Below are 15,165 nucleotides of genomic sequence, written 5' to 3'. Positions count from 1 at the left end.
ACTGTAGCAACTGCCAGGCGTGTGGCCAGGGCAGGCAGTGAACTACCCTTCAAGGAGAAAATTATGGGATTGCAAAAAACACTGGCGCTCAGCGCCGTGGCGGCAGGGATCATGTTGAGCTTATCCGGTGCGCAGGCCGCGCCGCTGCTTAGCAGTAGTGAGCCAATGACCATCAACGCCAGCGATCTGGCGGCGAAAGAGAAAGCGCTGACGGATTTTCCGTTAATGGAGGCAGTGAAATCCTCTATCCAGACGTTGGATAACAGCGCGGTCGAACAAATCGAACCGGGGCGCGCCGCTAACCCGGCAAACGTAAAACGCGTTGAAAGTATTCTGAAAGAGGCCGACTGGGATTATCTGTTCCCGATGCGCGCACCGGAATACACTTACTCTAACTTCCTGAAAGCGATAGGTAAATTCCCGGCGGTTTGTGGTACCTACACCGATGGACGCGATAGCGACGCTATCTGCCGTAAAACCCTGGCTACTATGTTTGCGCATTTTGCCCAGGAGACGGGCGGTCACGAAAGCTGGCGTGACATTCCGGAATGGCGTCAGGCGCTGGTCTATCTGCGCGAAGTCGGCTGGACAGAAGGGCAGAAAGGCGGCTACAACGGCGAATGTAACCCGGATGTATGGCAGGGCCAGACCTGGCCGTGCGGTAAAGATAAGGACGGCGATTTCCTCAGCTATTTTGGTCGCGGGGCAAAACAGCTTTCTTATAACTACAACTATGGGCCTTTCTCTGACGCGATGTATGGTGACGTTCGCCCTCTGCTGGATAAACCCGAGCTGGTGGCGGATACCTGGATGAACCTGGCGAGCGCCGTCTTCTTCTTTGTGTATCCGCAGCCGCCGAAGCCGTCTATGCTACATGTGATTGACGGTACCTGGCAGCCAAACGATCGCGATAAAACAAACGGCCTGGTATCAGGTTTCGGCGTCACCATTCAGATCATCAATGGCGGCGTGGAGTGCGGCGGCGCAGATGAGAATGCGCAGTCGCTTAACCGTATCGCCTACTACAAAGAGTTTGCCAACTACCTGAAAGTGCCGGTGCCGGCTGACGAAGTGTTGGGCTGTAAAAAGATGAAGCAATTCGATGAAGGCGGCGCTGGCGCGTTACCGATCTATTGGGAACAAGACTGGGGCTGGAGCGCCGATACTGCGGACGGTAAAACCTATTCCTGCCAGTTAGTGGGATATCAGACGCCGTATACCGCCTTTAAAGAGGGCGACTACACGAAATGTGTACAGCATTATTTCAACGTTAATGTCGTCGATGATAACGGAACCACTGAACCGGATGTCACGCCAACTCCAGCGCCAGTGACGGATGAAAACGTGGCGCCAGTCGCGCGTATTGCCGGGCCGGTCGGGGCGGTGGAAGCCGGTAGCCCGGTTTCACTCAGCGCGGAAGGATCGACCGACGCGAATGGCGACAAGCTCACCTATACCTGGATGTCGCAGGATGGCAAAACGCTGAGCGGCCAGGATAAAGCCGTTGTGATTTTCAACGCGCCGGATGTCACTCAGAACACCCAGTATGTGGTGAATCTGACCGTTAGCGACGGTACGCTCTCCAGCACTGCGGTTTATACGCTGAATGTGAAAGCGAAGGCCGCCGCTGCGGATGACGAAGATAAGACCACCAGCTACCCTGCCTGGAGCAGCAGCCAGAAATGGAATCCGGGCGACATCGTCAACAATAATGGCGCATTGTACCAGTGCAAACCGTTCCCGGAAGGCTCATGGTGTAATGTTGCGCCTGCCTACTATGAGCCCGGCGTAGGGATTGCCTGGGCCGATGCATGGAACGCATTGTAATAAGATAAATCCTGTCGGTGCTTTGCATCGGCAGGATTGTTACTATGCTTATCTCAGGTTTTTTCAGGAGAAAGCATGAACATCATCGCCATTATGGGGCCGCACGGGGTTTATTATAAAGATGAACCCATCAAGGAGCTTGAGCGTGCATTACAATCCCTGGGATTTCAAATTATCTGGCCGCAAAATAGCGTTGACTTGTTGAAGTTTATTGAACATAACCCGCGCATCTGCGGCGTTATTTTTGACTGGGATGAATACAGTCTCGACCTTTGTAGCGAAATCAACCAGCTAAATGAATACCTTCCTCTCTACGCCTTTATCAATACCAACTCCACGCTGGACGTTAGCGTTCACGATATGCGCATGGCGCTGTGGTTTTTTGAGTATGCATTGGGGCTGGCTGAAGATATCGCGACACGCATTCATCAATATACAAACGAATATCTCGATAATATTACGCCGCCGTTTACCAAAGCGCTGTTTACCTACGCCAAAGAAGGAAAATATACCTTTTGTACGCCGGGTCATATGGCGGGAACGGCGTATCAGAAAAGCCCGCCAGGCTGTCTGTTTTATGACTTTTTTGGCGGCAATACCTTAAAGGCCGATGTGTCGATTTCGGTGACTGAACTGGGATCGCTGCTGGATCACACCGGGCCGCATCTGGAAGCGGAAGAGTATATCGCCCGTACTTTTGGCGCCGAGCAGAGTTATATGGTGACGAACGGTACGTCGACCTCGAATAAAATTGTCGGTATGTATGCCGCGCCTGCGGGAAGTACGCTACTTATTGATCGTAATTGCCATAAATCGCTGGCGCATTTGCTGATGATGAGCGATGTGGTGCCTCTCTGGTTGAAGCCGACGCGCAATGCGCTCGGTATTCTCGGCGGTATTCCTAAGCGTGAATTTACCCGCGACAGCATTGCGCGTAAGGTGGCGGAAACCGCGCAGGCGCAATGGCCAGTTCATGCGGTTATCACCAATTCGACTTACGATGGTCTGCTGTATAACACTAACTGGATCAAGCAGATGCTGGACGTTCCCTCGATCCATTTTGATTCCGCCTGGGTACCCTATACCCATTTCCATCCGATCTACCAGGGGAAAAGCGGGATGAGCGGCGATCGGGTGCCCGGAAAAGTGATTTTCGAAACGCAATCCACCCATAAAATGCTGGCGGCTTTTTCGCAGGCGTCGCTTATTCATATCAAAGGGGAATATGACGAAGAGACGTTTAACGAAGCGTTTATGATGCACACTTCCACATCGCCGAGCTATCCCATTGTCGCCTCTATCGAGACCGCAGCGGCGATGCTGCGCGGCAATCCAGGGAAAAGATTGATTAATCGTTCGGTGGAGCGGGCGCTCCATTTTCGTAAAGAGGTACAGCGGCTACGTGAAGAGTCCGATAGCTGGTTCTTTGATATCTGGCAGCCGGAAGAGGTTGATGAGGCCGAATGCTGGCCGGTCACGCCGGGAGAAACCTGGCATGGCTTCGCCGATGCCGATGACGATCATATGTTCCTCGATCCGGTTAAGGTGACAATCCTGACGCCGGGGATGGATGAACAGGGCAACATGAGCGAAGAGGGGATACCCGCCGCGCTGGTGGCGAAGTTCCTCGATGAGCGAGGCGTGGTGGTGGAAAAAACCGGGCCGTATAATCTGCTGTTTTTGTTCAGCATAGGGATTGATAAGACCCGTGCGATGGGGCTGCTGCGCGGACTGACGGAATTTAAACGGGCCTACGATCTTAACCTGCGCGTCAAAAATATGTTGCCGGATCTGTATGCGGAAGATCCGGATTTTTATCGCAATATGCGCATTCAGGATCTGGCGCAGGGGATCCATAAACTGATCCGCCAGCACGATCTTCCGGGGCTGATGCTGCGGGCGTTCGAGGTTTTACCGGAGATGATCATGACCCCGCACCAGGCCTGGCAGCGTCAGATCAAAGGCGAGGTGGAAACCGTGGCGCTCGATCAACTGCCAGGGCGCGTTTCCGCGAATATGATCCTGCCTTATCCGCCAGGCGTTCCGCTGTTGATGCCCGGCGAGAGGATCACGCAACAGAGTCGGGCCGTGCTCGATTTTCTGCTGATGCTCTGCTCGATTGGCCAGCATTATCCCGGTTTTGAAACGGATATTCACGGCGCGAAACGGAATGAAGACGGGGTGTACCAGGTACGAGTCTTAAAACACGCCTGTTAGCTTGCCTGACGGGAATGTGACGAGTAACGTACTGATAATCAATAAAGGAGACGCTATGCTGGGATTAAAACAGGTTCATCACATCGCGATCATTGCGACAGACTATGCGGTGAGCAAGGCGTTTTACTGCAATATTCTGGGGTTCGATCTGCTAAGCGAAGCCTGGCGGGAAGAACGTGACTCGTGGAAGGGCGATTTGGCGCTAAACGGGCAGTATGTAATTGAGCTTTTCTCTTTTCCCTTCCCTCCGGCGCGTCCAAGCCGACCTGAAGCCTGCGGCCTGCGCCATCTGGCTTTCAGCGTAGAAAATGTGGAAAACGCCGTTGCGCATCTGGAAAAGCATCAGGTTAAGTGCGAACCGATACGCATCGATCCGTATACCGGGAAGCGCTTTACTTTTTTCAACGATCCGGACGGTTTACCGCTTGAGCTGTATGAGCAGTAAGGCTTGTCATTAAGACGCTCGCCAGGTAACGTTGCCGGGCTAAGTCACTATAAGCATGGATCATGACCACTCTCACGTTGAATACCTCGTTACTCTCTTCTCGCCGTATTCTGGCTGCCTTTAGCGGCGGCCTGGATTCTACGGTGCTTCTGCATCAACTGGTGTTGTGGCGAGAACGCCATCCTGACGTTACGCTGCGTGCTATCCATATTCATCACGGTTTAAGCCCTCATGCTGATAGCTGGGTGCGGCATTGCGAAACCGTATGCGAACGCTGGCTGGTTCCGCTGGTAGTGGAGCGGGTGACGCTGGCGGATAATGGCCTGGGTATCGAGGCCCATGCGCGTGAAGCGCGCTACCGGGCGTTCGCACAGACGCTATTGCCTGGCGAAGTGCTGGCAACCGCGCAGCACCTTGACGATCAATGTGAAACATTCCTGCTGGCGTTAAAGCGCGGCAGCGGTCCGGCCGGACTTTCCGCGATGGGAGAACGCTCGCCTTTTGCCGGAACTCTGCTTCTTCGCCCGCTGTTGAGAGAAACGCGGAAGACGCTGGAACAGTGGGCTGTGCGGCATGGCTTATGCTGGATCGAAGATGAAAGCAATCAGGATGACGCCTACGATCGCAATTTTTTACGCCTGCGCGTGCTTCCGCTCTTGCAGCAGCGCTGGCCGCATTTTCCTGCGGCGGTAGCCCGTAGCGCGACGCTCTGCGCCGAGCAAGAAAGGCTGCTGGACGAACTTCTGGCCGGCGATCTTACGGACTGTATCACGGCGGAGGGAACATTGCGGCTCTCTCCATTAATGTCGATGAGCGATGTCCGGCGGGCGGCGATTTTGCGTCGCTGGCTGGCGATGCGTAATGCGCCGATGCCCTCTCGCGACGCGCTGGAACGTATCTGGCAGGAGGTGGCGCTGGCGCGCGACGATGCCTCTCCCTGTTTACGCTTTGGCGATCACGAGATTCGCCGTTATCAGTCGCAACTGTGGTGGATTAAATCCGTGGCCGGACAACACGAAACGACGGTCGCCTGGCCCTTTTGGCAAACACCGCTGGCGCTGCCTGCCGGCTTAGGGACGGTACAGCTCGTTCCTGGCGGCGAACTGCGCCGACCGCGAGAGGAAGAATCCGTCAGCATTCGGTTTAAGGCGCCAGGGTTGCTACACATTGTGGGACGTCACGGTGGACGTAAATTAAAGAAAATCTGGCAGGAGCAGGGGATCCCGCCCTGGCGACGAGACACCACGCCGCTGTTGTTTTACGGCGAAACGCTGATTGCGGCTGCGGGTGTTTTTGTGACGCGTGAGGGAGCAGCAGAAGATAAAGAAGGGGTGAGTCTGGTTTGGCATGCCTGATGGCGCTGCGCTTATCAGGCCTACGTATCGCATGGAACGTAGGCCGGATAAGGTGCTTGCACCGCCATCCGGCAACAAAATACTCAGGATTCGCTAACTACCACGGTACCAATTTCCGGGTGGCTGAAACTGGCGATTTTATCGAGACGAAGTTCACAAGACTCGCCGGAAATCTCGGCAAGCAGATACTCTACGTTTTTACGTAAGATCAAATCGTTCGCTTTTGCCTGCAAAACCTCGCCATCTTTTAACGTTAGCGTCAGTATTAAATGATGCATGCAGGCAAGCTCAAGACTATCGTAGTCATCGCAATTAATGGGTTGATACGTTTCATTCATTGACATAATCGCTCACCAGTAAGTTCGCGGCAGCATAAGCTGCCTTTTCCCTGACCGACTCTGAAAGGGCGCTATCTGCCGCCACTTCATTAAGCACTTTCAATACACAACCCAGCGCATCCGGGACATACCCTAAGTCTCCGCTGGCGATTTCCGCATACCGCTTGCGTACTAACTCACAATATTTTTCCACATGCCCTCCTGTCAGCATTCTGACTTAACCGTGGATGCAAGTCTAAGCCTACGAAGTTAAATCTTGTTTAGCAAGGTGACTATACCATACTCATTTGCGCAATATCAGCGCCTGACGCGAGTGGGTAAAAGATTCGTTAACAGCCTTTTAGCGCGGTTTTCGCTACAATGGGCGCCTGATTCGAAAGGAGTTTTCTCATGGCGCTTAAAGCGACAATTTATAAAGCCGTCGTCAATGTGGCTGACCTTGATCGCAACCGGTTTCTGGATGCGGCATTGACGCTGGCGCGTCACCCTTCTGAAACGCAGGAGCGCATGATGCTGCGCCTGTTGGCATGGATAAAATATGCTGATGAACGGTTGCAGTTTACACGCGGGCTCAGCGCGGAAGATGAGCCGGAGGCCTGGCTGCGCAACGATCATCTGGGCATCGATCTCTGGATAGAGCTGGGGCTGCCGGATGAGCGCCGTATTAAGAAAGCCTGTACTCAGGCGAGCGACGTCGCGCTCTTTGCTTATAACTCCCGGGCGGCGCAAATCTGGTGGCAGCAGCATCAAAGCAAGTGCGCGCAGTTCGCTAACCTGTCCGTCTGGTATCTGGATGACGGGCAACTGGCGCAGCTCAGTGAATTTGCCGATCGTACCATGACGCTACAGGCGACGATTCAGGACGGCGCAATCTGGCTTTCTGATGCTCGGAATAATCTGGAAATACAGCTAACCGCCTGGCAACAGCCCTCATGATTGCCATCTCCCGGACGGTCTCCATAGCCGATAATGAGCTGGAAATTACGGCCATTCGCGCGCAGGGCGCGGGTGGTCAGCACGTAAATAAGACCTCTAGCGCGATTCATTTGCGCTTTGACATTCGGGCCTCTGGCCTGCCAGAGTATTATAAACAGCGTTTGCTGACGGCCAGCCACCATCTGATAAGCGATGATGGCGTCATTATCATTAAGGCGCAGGAGTTCCGGAGCCAGGAGCTCAACCGGGAAGCGGCTATCGCCAGGCTGGTTGCCGTCATAAAAGAATTAACCGCGGAGCAGAAAAGCCGTCGCGCAACCCGTCCGACGCGTGCCTCGAAAGAGCGCCGTTTGTCCTCAAAGGCGCAAAAATCTTCTGTAAAGGCGCTTCGCGGCAAAGTTCGTCGTCCACTGGATTGACGGGCAGGAATAGCAATTTCATAAGGATTTTATGGTGAGAACAGCAATATTGTCAGTAGCGGCAGCCTGTACGCTATTTGCATTGATAGGGTGTAATAACCGTGCGGAAGTTGACGCCCTGCAACCTGCGCAGGCGGCGGAATTAAAACCCATGCAGCAAAGCTGGCGCGGCGTGCTGCCCTGTGCGGATTGTGAAGGTATTGAAACGTCACTATTTCTGGAAAAAGACGGCACATGGGTGATGAACGAGCGTTATCAGGGCGTGCGCGAAGAACCTTCCTCTTTTGCGTCATACGGTACCTGGGCGCGGACGGCGGATAAACTGGTGTTAACCGACAGCAATGGCGAGAAATCGTATTATCGCGCGAAGGGCAATGCGCTGGAGATGCTCGACAGAGAAGGCAATCCGGTGGCTTCGCAGCTTAATTATACGCTGGTGCCTGTTACCGCCAGCCTGCCGGTAACGCCAATGCCGCTGCGTGGTATGTATGTATACAGGGCCGATGCGGCGACCTTTACCGATTGCGCGACCGGAAAACGGCTGCCGGTCGCCAGTAACGCCCAGCTTGAGCGCGGCTATCTGGCGGCGAAAGGTGAAGCGGAAAAACCGGTGCTGCTGACGGTAGAAGGGCATTTTGTGTTTGCCGCGAACCCGGACACGGGCGAGCCGGTAAAAACGCTAATAGCCGATAAAAATGCGAAGTTTGCGCCGGGTAAAGATTGCACTCACTAATAAAAGGCCTCGCAGGGTGCGAGGCCTTTACATATCTGCCGGATGGCGCCGGGCAACCCCAACAAAATGTCGTTTAGCCTTTAATCGCCTTGACCAGATAATCAACGATATCGCCGGTTTTAATCAGCGATTTTTCACCGCTACGACGGTATTTATACTCAATATCGTCGTTATCCAGGTTGCGATCGCCAATCACGATAGTATGTGGAATACCAATCAGCTCCATATCGGCAAACATCACGCCCGGGCGCTCTTTACGGTCGTCCATCAGCACTTCAATGCCCTGCGCGCGCAATTCGCTGTACAGCTTTTCCGCCAGCTCCTGCACACGGAAGGATTTGTGCATATTCATCGGCAGAATAGCGACCTGGAAAGGCGCAATGGCGTCAGGCCATACAATGCCGCGCTCGTCAAAGTTCTGCTCGATAGCCGCGGCAACGACACGTGTTACGCCGATACCGTAGCAGCCCATTGTCAGGATCTGGTTACGGCCATCTTCACCCTGAACGGAGGCTTTCAGCGCTTCTGAGTACTTGGTACCTAACTGGAAGATGTGACCCACTTCGATACCGCGTTTGATAAGCAACGTTCCCTGACCATCCGGACTCGGATCGCCGGCGACTACGTTACGGATGTCGGCAACAACAGGCGTCGCCACATCGCGATCCCAGTTAATACCAAAGTAGTGTTTACCGTCGATGTTGGCGCCAGCGGCAAAATCGCTCATGGCGGCAACGGTACGATCGATGATGACCGGAATCGACATATTGACCGGGCCGAGGGAGCCAGGGCCGGCATTAATTACGGCGCGAATCTCTTCTTCGGTAGCGAAGGTCAGCGGGCTGGCAACGTGTGGCAGTTTTTCCGCTTTAACTTCATTCAGTTCATGATCGCCGCGAACCAGCAGAGCCACCAGCGGAGACTTGCTGTCTTTCGCCGCTTTCACCAGCAGCGTTTTTACCGTTTTTTCAATTGGCAGGTTGAACTGTTCCACCAGCTCCGCGATGGTTTTGGCATTTGGCGTATCGACCAGAGTCATTTCCTGCGTCGCCGCTGCGCGCGGCGTTTGCGGCGCGATAGCTTCTGCCAGTTCAATGTTAGCCGCGTAATCAGAAACATCAGAGAAAACGATATCGTCTTCGCCGCTTTGCGCCAGCACCTGGAATTCATGCGAGGCGTTGCCGCCGATAGAACCGGTATCGGCCTGTACCGCGCGGAAATCCAGCCCCATACGGCTGAAGATACGGCTATACGCGGCGTACATGGCGTCATAGGTTTCCTGCAACGACTCCTGAGAGGTGTGGAAAGAGTAAGCATCTTTCATCAGGAATTCGCGCGAACGCATCACGCCAAAGCGCGGACGGACTTCATCACGGAATTTGGTCTGGATTTGGAAGAAGTTCAGCGGCAACTGCTTATAAGAGCTGAGTTCATTACGCACCAGATCGGTGATAACTTCTTCGTGGGTCGGGCCGAGTACGAACGGACGCTCGCCACGGTCGACAAAACGCAGCAGTTCCGGACCGTACTGTTCCCAACGACCACTCTCTTGCCACAGGTCGGCTGGCTGAACGACTGGCATCGACACCTCGATAGCACCGGCGTTGTTCATCTCTTCACGCACGATGTTTTCGACTTTTTTCAGGACGCGCAGGCCGGTCGGCAGCCAGGTATATAACCCGGAGGCGAGCTTGCGGATCATCCCGGCGCGCAGCATCAGCTGGTGGCTGATAACCTCGGCGTCGGCAGGTGTCTCCTTCAGAGTGGAGAGCAGGTATTGGCTAGTACGCATGTTGTTACGGTTCCAGTTGAACGATCGAACAGGCTCAATGTGAGCCTGATACAAAAAAAGTGATTTAGTTTACCAGCGTGCAAGAGATGTCAAAAGAGAAGGGCGTGAAATTACCGTGGTTCCAGCGCAAACACTTCAAATCCCGAGTTAACCACACGCCAGCGCACGTTAAAATCATGCAGCCAGACGGCATAGGTTTTGCCCGTCTCTTCACCTTTACGATAAGCCGGGCGAGGATCTTGCGCCAGCACATCGCAAATAAATGTCCGTAGCTGCGGATAACGCCTTTCCAGCGTCGTAAGCTGTTGAGCCACCTCAGCGGTAAAACTCACGGGCATTTCAGCTATCGGCGCCTGTTGCGCATAGCTGGCGGCGGCGTCCGGTAAGGCCTCGGCAAACGGTAAATACGGTTTAATATCCACCACCGGCGTGCCATCCACCAGATCCAGACTGCCTAATTTCAGAATTACGCTCTCTTTCCGGCACTCGATACCTTTTAGCGCAACGAGCGACATGCCAATCGGATTGGGGCGGAACGTGGAGCGCGTGGCAAAAACGCCCATTCTGGCGTTACCGCCAAGACGGGGCGGACGAACTGTTGGCCGCCAGCCGCCGTCCATCGTCTGATGAAAAACGAAAAGCACCCACAAATGGCTGAACGCCTCCAGGCCGCGAACGGCATCGGCCTGGTTGTAAGGCGCTATCAGATGCAGTTCGCCGCAGGCGCTTTTGACCAGACCAGGCTGGCGCGGAACGGCGAATTTTTCTTTATAGGGGGAGCGAATAACGCCGATTTGTTCAAACTGAAAGCTGCTCATTTCGCCGAAATATTCAGGGCGGACCCGATACAAACCGCCTGACGGTAGCAGCCTGGCGTGCCGCTGGTAATTTCACAGCTGTGCAGCAGGACGGCGTTGGCTTTCATTTTAGATGCATTAATCTGCATACGCTTGCGCGCAGTTGGAATGTTAGGCGGAGAGTCTTGATTTGTCGCCTGGCAGGATTCGCCGCTAACTTCGCCAAGATCGCGGAAAGGTTTGCCGACTAAGTCTTCAGCATTGGTGTAAATCCTGACGGGAGCGGCACGCGGCGCTTTAGGTTTCTCCGGCTCCGCTTTTGGCGGGGTTGCGGTGCTTTGAACGGGTTCAACAGGGGATCTGCTTAGCATGGAACAACCGCCCAGCATGAGTGCCAATAAACAGATCGGTAAAGCACGCATAATATTTCCTCAATGAATGTTCTAATTGCCAGATATTGAATCAGGAGCTTGCATAAATGACAAGACGGGCAATAGCCCGTCCTGAATAATATTACAGATTGTGGAATCAGCCTAAAACTTACCAGCCTTTCACCGCGCCGCCATTAAAAACTTTATTTGCGGCTTCGTACACTTCATCAGACTGGTAAGCCTGAACGAATTTTTTCACATTCTCGGCGTCTTTGTTATCTTCACGCGTCACGATAAGGTTAACGTACGGAGAATCTTTATCTTCAACGAAGATACCGTCTTTCGCTGGCGTCAGGCCAATCTGGCTGGCGTAAGTCGTATTGATGACCGCTAACGCGATCTGCGCGTCATCCAGCGAACGCGGCAACTGCGGCGCTTCCAGCTCAACAATTTTCAGATTTTTCGGGTTTTCCACGATATCCAGCGAGGTAGGAAGCAGACCGACGCCGTCTTTCAGTTTAATCAGCCCTACTTTTTGCAGCAGCAACAGGGAACGACCAAGGTTGGTCGGGTCGTTAGGCACAGCGACCTGGGAACCGTCCTTGAGCTCATCCAGTGATTTGATTTTTTTGGAATATCCTGCAATGGGATAGACAAAAGTCTTACCTACAGAAACCAGTTTGTAGCCGCGATCTTTGATTTGCTGATCCAGATACGGTTTGTGCTGGAAGGCATTGGCATCGATATCGCCTTTGCTCAGCGCTTCATTAGGCAGAACATAATCATTAAAGGTCACCAATTCCACGTCCAGGCCGTATTTTTCTTTCGCGACTTTCTGCGCGACTTCGGCAACTTGCTGCTCTGCGCCAACGATTACGCCGACTTTAATATGGTTCGGATCTTTTTCATCCTGACCGCAACCCGCAAGTGCCAGAGAACCAATCAGAGCACCCACTGCCGCAAAGGTTTTGAATTTGAACGCCATGCTTATTTCCTTAATGAGTATTTGTGTTGTGTTTAACGTTACTTATGCGTGACAGCCCTGACGATGCGATCGCCGGATAACTGAATTAAATAAACCAGAACGACAAGTAATACCAGCACCGTATTCATCACGGTAGCATTGTATCCAATATAACCGTACTGATAGCCGATTTGACCGAGGCCGCCTGCGCCGACGGCGCCGCCCATTGCGGAGTAACCGACCAGGGTGATCAGTGTAATGGTTGCCGCATTCACCAGACCAGGCAGCGCTTCCGGTAAAAGGATTTTACGTACAATTTGCAGCGGCGTGGCGCCCATCGCTCGCGAGGCCTCAATCAGCCCGGCAGGGATCTCTAACAACGCATTTTCCACCATACGGGCGATAAAAGGCGCGGCGCCGACGGTCAGCGGTACAATCGCGGCCTGCAAACCAATGGAGGTGCCGACAATTATTCGGGTAAAAGGAATCATCCACACCAGCAGGATGATAAAGGGAATCGAGCGGAAAATATTGACCACCGCAGAGAGGGAGCGATACAGCCTGGCGTTCTCCATAATCTGCCCCGGGCGCGTAACATACAGCAATACGCCAACCGGCAGGCCAATCACGAAACCGAAGAAACCGGAGACAAAGGTCATCGCCAACGTTTCCCAAACGCCACGAACCAGTAACCACATCATTGCCTCAGACATAACCCAGTACCTCTACTTTCACATGGTGATCCTGCAGCCAGGCAATTGCGGCTTGCGTCTCTTCTTGTGTGCCGTGCATTTCCGTTAGCATAATACCGAACTTCACACCGCCCGCGTAATCCATCTGCGCGCTGATAATATTATTGTTCACGTTGAAACGACGCGCGGTTTCAGAAAGCAGCGGGGCATCCACAGACTGCCCGGTGAACTCCATGCGCAGCATCGGCACGCTGTCAGTTTCCGGCGACGCTTTCAAACGCGCCTGGTAATCTTCCGGAATGTCCAGATGCAGAGTGGACTGAATAAACTTCTGCGCCAGCGGCGTTTTAGGATGCGAGAAGACTTCGCTGACCGTATCCTGCTCAATAAGCTCGCCATTACTGATAACGGCAACGCAGTCGCAGATACGTTTCACGACATCCATTTCATGAGTGATAAGCAGAATCGTCAACCCCAAACGACGGTTGATATCTTTCAGCAATTCCAGAATCGAACGGGTCGTCGCAGGATCAAGCGCGCTGGTGGCTTCATCGCACAGCAATACTTTTGGATTACTGGCTAACGCGCGGGCAATCGCGACACGCTGTTTCTGACCGCCGGAAAGATTTGCCGGATAGCTGTCGTGCTTGTCGCCAAGACCGACTAAATCCAGCAGCTCTGTGACACGGCGTTTGATCTCTTCCTTTGGTGTGTTATCCAGTTCCAGCGGCAACGCGACGTTGCCAAACACGGTACGGGAAGAGAGCAGGTTAAAATGTTGGAAAATCATGCCGATTTGACGGCGAGCTTTGGTCAACTCAGACTCTGAAAGCGTTGTCAGCTCCTGACCGCCGACCTGAACGCTACCTTCGGTTGGGCGTTCAAGTAAGTTAACGCAGCGGATAAGCGTACTTTTACCGGCGCCGGAGGCGCCAATGACGCCATAAATCTGCCCGGCAGGGACGTGCAGGCTGACATTATTTAGCGCCTGAATGGTGCGCGTCCCCTGCTGGAACACTTTGGTAATATTCGAAAGTTTAATCATTGGTTATTTATTATCGTAATTAAGTTAGCCGTGGCATTTTCGTCTGTCTAATACGGTCAACGCCGTCAACAGAATGGATGTTAAGGCATCCAGACGTCTAAATCAATCAGGCTTTATACGATGAGCACTTTCTTGCCTGCTGAAACATGCGATACTAGCGTCACTTGCTTTACTCAGGAGCTATAAAAGGTGGCAAAGTCTGTACCCGCAATTTTTCTCGACCGTGACGGCACCATTAATGTGGATCACGGCTACGTACATGAAATCGATGCATTTGAGTTTATAGACGGTGTTATTGACGCGATGCGCGAGCTAAAAAAAATGGGCTATGCGCTGGTGGTGGTGACGAACCAGTCCGGAATCGCGCGCGGCAAATTCACCGAGGCGCAGTTTGAAACGTTAACCGAATGGATGGACTGGTCGTTGGCGGATCGCGATGTTGATTTGGACGGCATCTATTATTGTCCTCACCATCCGCAGGGCAGCATAGAAGAGTTCCGTCAGGTATGTGATTGCCGCAAGCCGCATCCAGGAATGCTTATCTCAGCGCGTGATTTCCTGCATATCGATATGGCGGCCTCTTATATGGTGGGAGACAAGCTGGAAGATATGCAGGCGGCTGCGGCGGCAAATGTCGGGACAAAAGTGCTGGTGCGTACGGGCAAACCGATCACGGCAGAAGCAGAAAACGCGGCGGACTGGGTGTTAAACAGCCTTGCCGATCTGCCATCGGCGATAAAAAAGCAGCAAAAATAAGCGTTATGGATAAAAGGTGAGCGGTTAAAACAAAAATGCATTTTTCCGCTTGTCTTCCTGAACCGACTCCCTATAATGCGCCTCCATCGACACGGCGGATGTGAATTACTTCACACAAACAGCCGGTCGGTTGAAGAGAAAAATCCTGAAGTTCAGGGTTGACTCTGAAAGAGGAAAGCGTAATATACGCCACCTCGCGACGGTGAGCGAAAGCCGCGTTGCACTGCTCTTTAACAATTTATCAGACAATCTGTGTGGGCACTCGAAGATACGGATTCTTGACGTCCTAGGACGAAAAATGAATACCAAGTCTCAAGAGTGAACACGTAATTCATTACGAAGTTTAATTCATTGAGCATCAAACTTTTAAATTGAAGAGTTTGATCATGGCTCAGATTGAACGCTGGCGGCAGGCCTAACACATGCAAGTCGAACGGTAACAGGAAGCAGCTTGCTGCTTTGCTGACGAGTGGCGGAC

At 53.1% G+C, this 15,165-nt stretch carries 16 protein-coding genes and 1 rRNA gene; 9 read left to right on the top strand and 8 right to left on the bottom strand.

Annotation, left to right across the window (positions count from 1 at the left end; translation table 11 throughout):
• Positions 1 to 63: 63 nt before the first annotated feature.
• From J4614_RS06475 to tilS, 4 genes are all read left to right on the top strand, one after another.
• Positions 64 to 1,827, top strand: a complete 1,764-nt coding sequence (locus tag J4614_RS06475) for a chitinase (RefSeq protein WP_000524173.1) — start codon at positions 64 to 66, stop codon at positions 1,825 to 1,827.
• Positions 1,828 to 1,902: 75 nt separating this feature from the next.
• On the top strand, positions 1,903 to 4,044 hold the full coding sequence (gene ldcC / locus J4614_RS06470) for a lysine decarboxylase LdcC (protein WP_001021042.1): 2,142 nt from the start codon (positions 1,903 to 1,905) through the stop codon (positions 4,042 to 4,044).
• Between the two features lie 55 nt (positions 4,045 to 4,099).
• On the top strand, positions 4,100 to 4,489 hold the full coding sequence (locus J4614_RS06465) for a VOC family protein (RefSeq protein ID WP_000901108.1): 390 nt from the start codon (positions 4,100 to 4,102) through the stop codon (positions 4,487 to 4,489).
• Positions 4,490 to 4,551: 62 nt separating this feature from the next.
• Positions 4,552 to 5,844: a tRNA lysidine(34) synthetase TilS gene (gene tilS / locus J4614_RS06460; RefSeq protein ID WP_208293098.1), complete on the top strand. Its 1,293-nt coding sequence runs from the start codon at positions 4,552 to 4,554 to the stop codon at positions 5,842 to 5,844.
• 83 nt (positions 5,845 to 5,927) lie between these two features.
• On the opposite strand, the gene rof is transcribed toward tilS, so the two are convergent.
• Together rof and J4614_RS06450 are read right to left on the bottom strand one after the other, a co-directional pair.
• Positions 5,928 to 6,188 carry a Rho-binding antiterminator gene (gene rof / locus J4614_RS06455; RefSeq protein WP_000062329.1) on the bottom strand — a complete coding sequence of 87 codons (261 nt, stop codon included), beginning with the start codon at positions 6,186 to 6,188 and terminating at the stop codon, positions 5,928 to 5,930.
• Positions 6,175 to 6,375, bottom strand: a complete 201-nt coding sequence (locus J4614_RS06450; protein ID WP_001518678.1) for a YaeP family protein — start codon at positions 6,373 to 6,375, stop codon at positions 6,175 to 6,177. Before J4614_RS06450 ends, rof begins: the two co-directional genes overlap by 14 nt.
• A 197-nt stretch (positions 6,376 to 6,572) precedes the next feature.
• Between J4614_RS06450 and J4614_RS06445 the strand changes: the two genes are divergently transcribed.
• From J4614_RS06445 to nlpE, 3 genes are read left to right on the top strand one after another with little or no spacing between them, the layout of a single operon-like run.
• A complete protein-coding gene (locus tag J4614_RS06445) occupies positions 6,573 to 7,118 on the top strand; it encodes a YaeQ family protein (protein ID WP_001185319.1) in 546 nt (181 codons plus the stop codon).
• A complete protein-coding gene (arfB, locus tag J4614_RS06440; RefSeq protein WP_000560527.1) occupies positions 7,115 to 7,537 on the top strand; it encodes an alternative ribosome rescue aminoacyl-tRNA hydrolase ArfB in 423 nt (140 codons plus the stop codon). Before J4614_RS06445 ends, arfB begins: the two co-directional genes overlap by 4 nt.
• Before the next feature lie 31 nt (positions 7,538 to 7,568).
• The gene (gene nlpE, locus J4614_RS06435) at positions 7,569 to 8,270 is read left to right on the top strand and encodes an envelope stress response activation lipoprotein NlpE (RefSeq protein WP_000252573.1); all 702 of its coding nucleotides are present in this window, start codon (positions 7,569 to 7,571) and stop codon (positions 8,268 to 8,270) included.
• Positions 8,271 to 8,343: 73 nt separating this feature from the next.
• Here the strand turns inward: nlpE and proS are convergent, their stop codons facing one another.
• From proS to metN, 6 genes are all read right to left on the bottom strand, one after another.
• Positions 8,344 to 10,062, bottom strand: a complete 1,719-nt coding sequence (gene proS, locus J4614_RS06430; RefSeq protein WP_001260675.1) for a proline--tRNA ligase — start codon at positions 10,060 to 10,062, stop codon at positions 8,344 to 8,346.
• Positions 10,063 to 10,172: 110 nt separating this feature from the next.
• Positions 10,173 to 10,880, bottom strand: a complete 708-nt coding sequence (gene tsaA / locus J4614_RS06425) for a tRNA (N6-threonylcarbamoyladenosine(37)-N6)-methyltransferase TrmO (protein WP_000093986.1) — start codon at positions 10,878 to 10,880, stop codon at positions 10,173 to 10,175.
• Positions 10,877 to 11,281: an Rcs stress response system protein RcsF gene (gene rcsF, locus J4614_RS06420; protein WP_001202315.1), complete on the bottom strand. Its 405-nt coding sequence runs from the start codon at positions 11,279 to 11,281 to the stop codon at positions 10,877 to 10,879. Before rcsF ends, tsaA begins: the two co-directional genes overlap by 4 nt.
• Positions 11,282 to 11,399: 118 nt before the next feature.
• The gene (gene metQ / locus J4614_RS06415; RefSeq protein ID WP_000874215.1) at positions 11,400 to 12,215 is read right to left on the bottom strand and encodes a methionine ABC transporter substrate-binding lipoprotein MetQ; all 816 of its coding nucleotides are present in this window, start codon (positions 12,213 to 12,215) and stop codon (positions 11,400 to 11,402) included.
• 38 nt (positions 12,216 to 12,253) lie between these two features.
• Positions 12,254 to 12,907 carry a methionine ABC transporter permease MetI gene (locus tag J4614_RS06410; RefSeq protein ID WP_001287486.1) on the bottom strand — a complete coding sequence of 218 codons (654 nt, stop codon included), beginning with the start codon at positions 12,905 to 12,907 and terminating at the stop codon, positions 12,254 to 12,256.
• Positions 12,900 to 13,931: a methionine ABC transporter ATP-binding protein MetN gene (gene metN / locus J4614_RS06405; protein WP_000594021.1), complete on the bottom strand. Its 1,032-nt coding sequence runs from the start codon at positions 13,929 to 13,931 to the stop codon at positions 12,900 to 12,902. The genes J4614_RS06410 and metN overlap by 8 nt, the downstream gene beginning before the upstream one ends.
• Positions 13,932 to 14,120: 189 nt before the next feature.
• Here metN and gmhB point away from each other — a divergent pair, with 189 nt between their 5' ends.
• Both gmhB and J4614_RS06395 read left to right on the top strand, forming a co-directional pair.
• Positions 14,121 to 14,687, top strand: a complete 567-nt coding sequence (gene gmhB / locus J4614_RS06400; protein ID WP_001140156.1) for a D-glycero-beta-D-manno-heptose 1,7-bisphosphate 7-phosphatase — start codon at positions 14,121 to 14,123, stop codon at positions 14,685 to 14,687.
• A gap of 368 nt (positions 14,688 to 15,055) precedes the next feature.
• Positions 15,056 to 15,165: ribosomal RNA gene (locus J4614_RS06395) — 16S ribosomal RNA — on the top strand; the annotation flags it as partial.

Source organism: Salmonella sp. 32031103-2018-00083-FB-01-SM-01, assembly GCF_017571995.1.
Lineage (GTDB): Bacteria > Pseudomonadota > Gammaproteobacteria > Enterobacterales > Enterobacteriaceae > Salmonella > Salmonella enterica.
This window is presented reverse-complemented; position numbering and strand designations above follow the sequence as displayed.

Coding starts and splice junctions, on each gene's coding strand:
- metQ (WP_000874215.1), bottom strand. CDS start 12,215: ATGGCGTTCAAATTCAAAACCTTTGCGGCAGTGGGTGCTCTGATTGGT.
- rof (WP_000062329.1), bottom strand. CDS start 6,188: ATGTCAATGAATGAAACGTATCAACCCATTAATTGCGATGACTACGAT.
- arfB (WP_000560527.1), top strand. CDS start 7,115: ATGATTGCCATCTCCCGGACGGTCTCCATAGCCGATAATGAGCTGGAA.
- J4614_RS06410 (WP_001287486.1), bottom strand. CDS start 12,907: ATGTCTGAGGCAATGATGTGGTTACTGGTTCGTGGCGTTTGGGAAACG.
- rcsF (WP_001202315.1), bottom strand. CDS start 11,281: ATGCGTGCTTTACCGATCTGTTTATTGGCACTCATGCTGGGCGGTTGT.
- J4614_RS06445 (WP_001185319.1), top strand. CDS start 6,573: ATGGCGCTTAAAGCGACAATTTATAAAGCCGTCGTCAATGTGGCTGAC.
- proS (WP_001260675.1), bottom strand. CDS start 10,062: ATGCGTACTAGCCAATACCTGCTCTCCACTCTGAAGGAGACACCTGCC.
- nlpE (WP_000252573.1), top strand. CDS start 7,569: ATGGTGAGAACAGCAATATTGTCAGTAGCGGCAGCCTGTACGCTATTT.
- tilS (WP_208293098.1), top strand. CDS start 4,552: ATGACCACTCTCACGTTGAATACCTCGTTACTCTCTTCTCGCCGTATT.
- metN (WP_000594021.1), bottom strand. CDS start 13,931: ATGATTAAACTTTCGAATATTACCAAAGTGTTCCAGCAGGGGACGCGC.
- J4614_RS06465 (WP_000901108.1), top strand. CDS start 4,100: ATGCTGGGATTAAAACAGGTTCATCACATCGCGATCATTGCGACAGAC.
- ldcC (WP_001021042.1), top strand. CDS start 1,903: ATGAACATCATCGCCATTATGGGGCCGCACGGGGTTTATTATAAAGAT.
- J4614_RS06475 (WP_000524173.1), top strand. CDS start 64: ATGGGATTGCAAAAAACACTGGCGCTCAGCGCCGTGGCGGCAGGGATC.
- tsaA (WP_000093986.1), bottom strand. CDS start 10,880: ATGAGCAGCTTTCAGTTTGAACAAATCGGCGTTATTCGCTCCCCCTAT.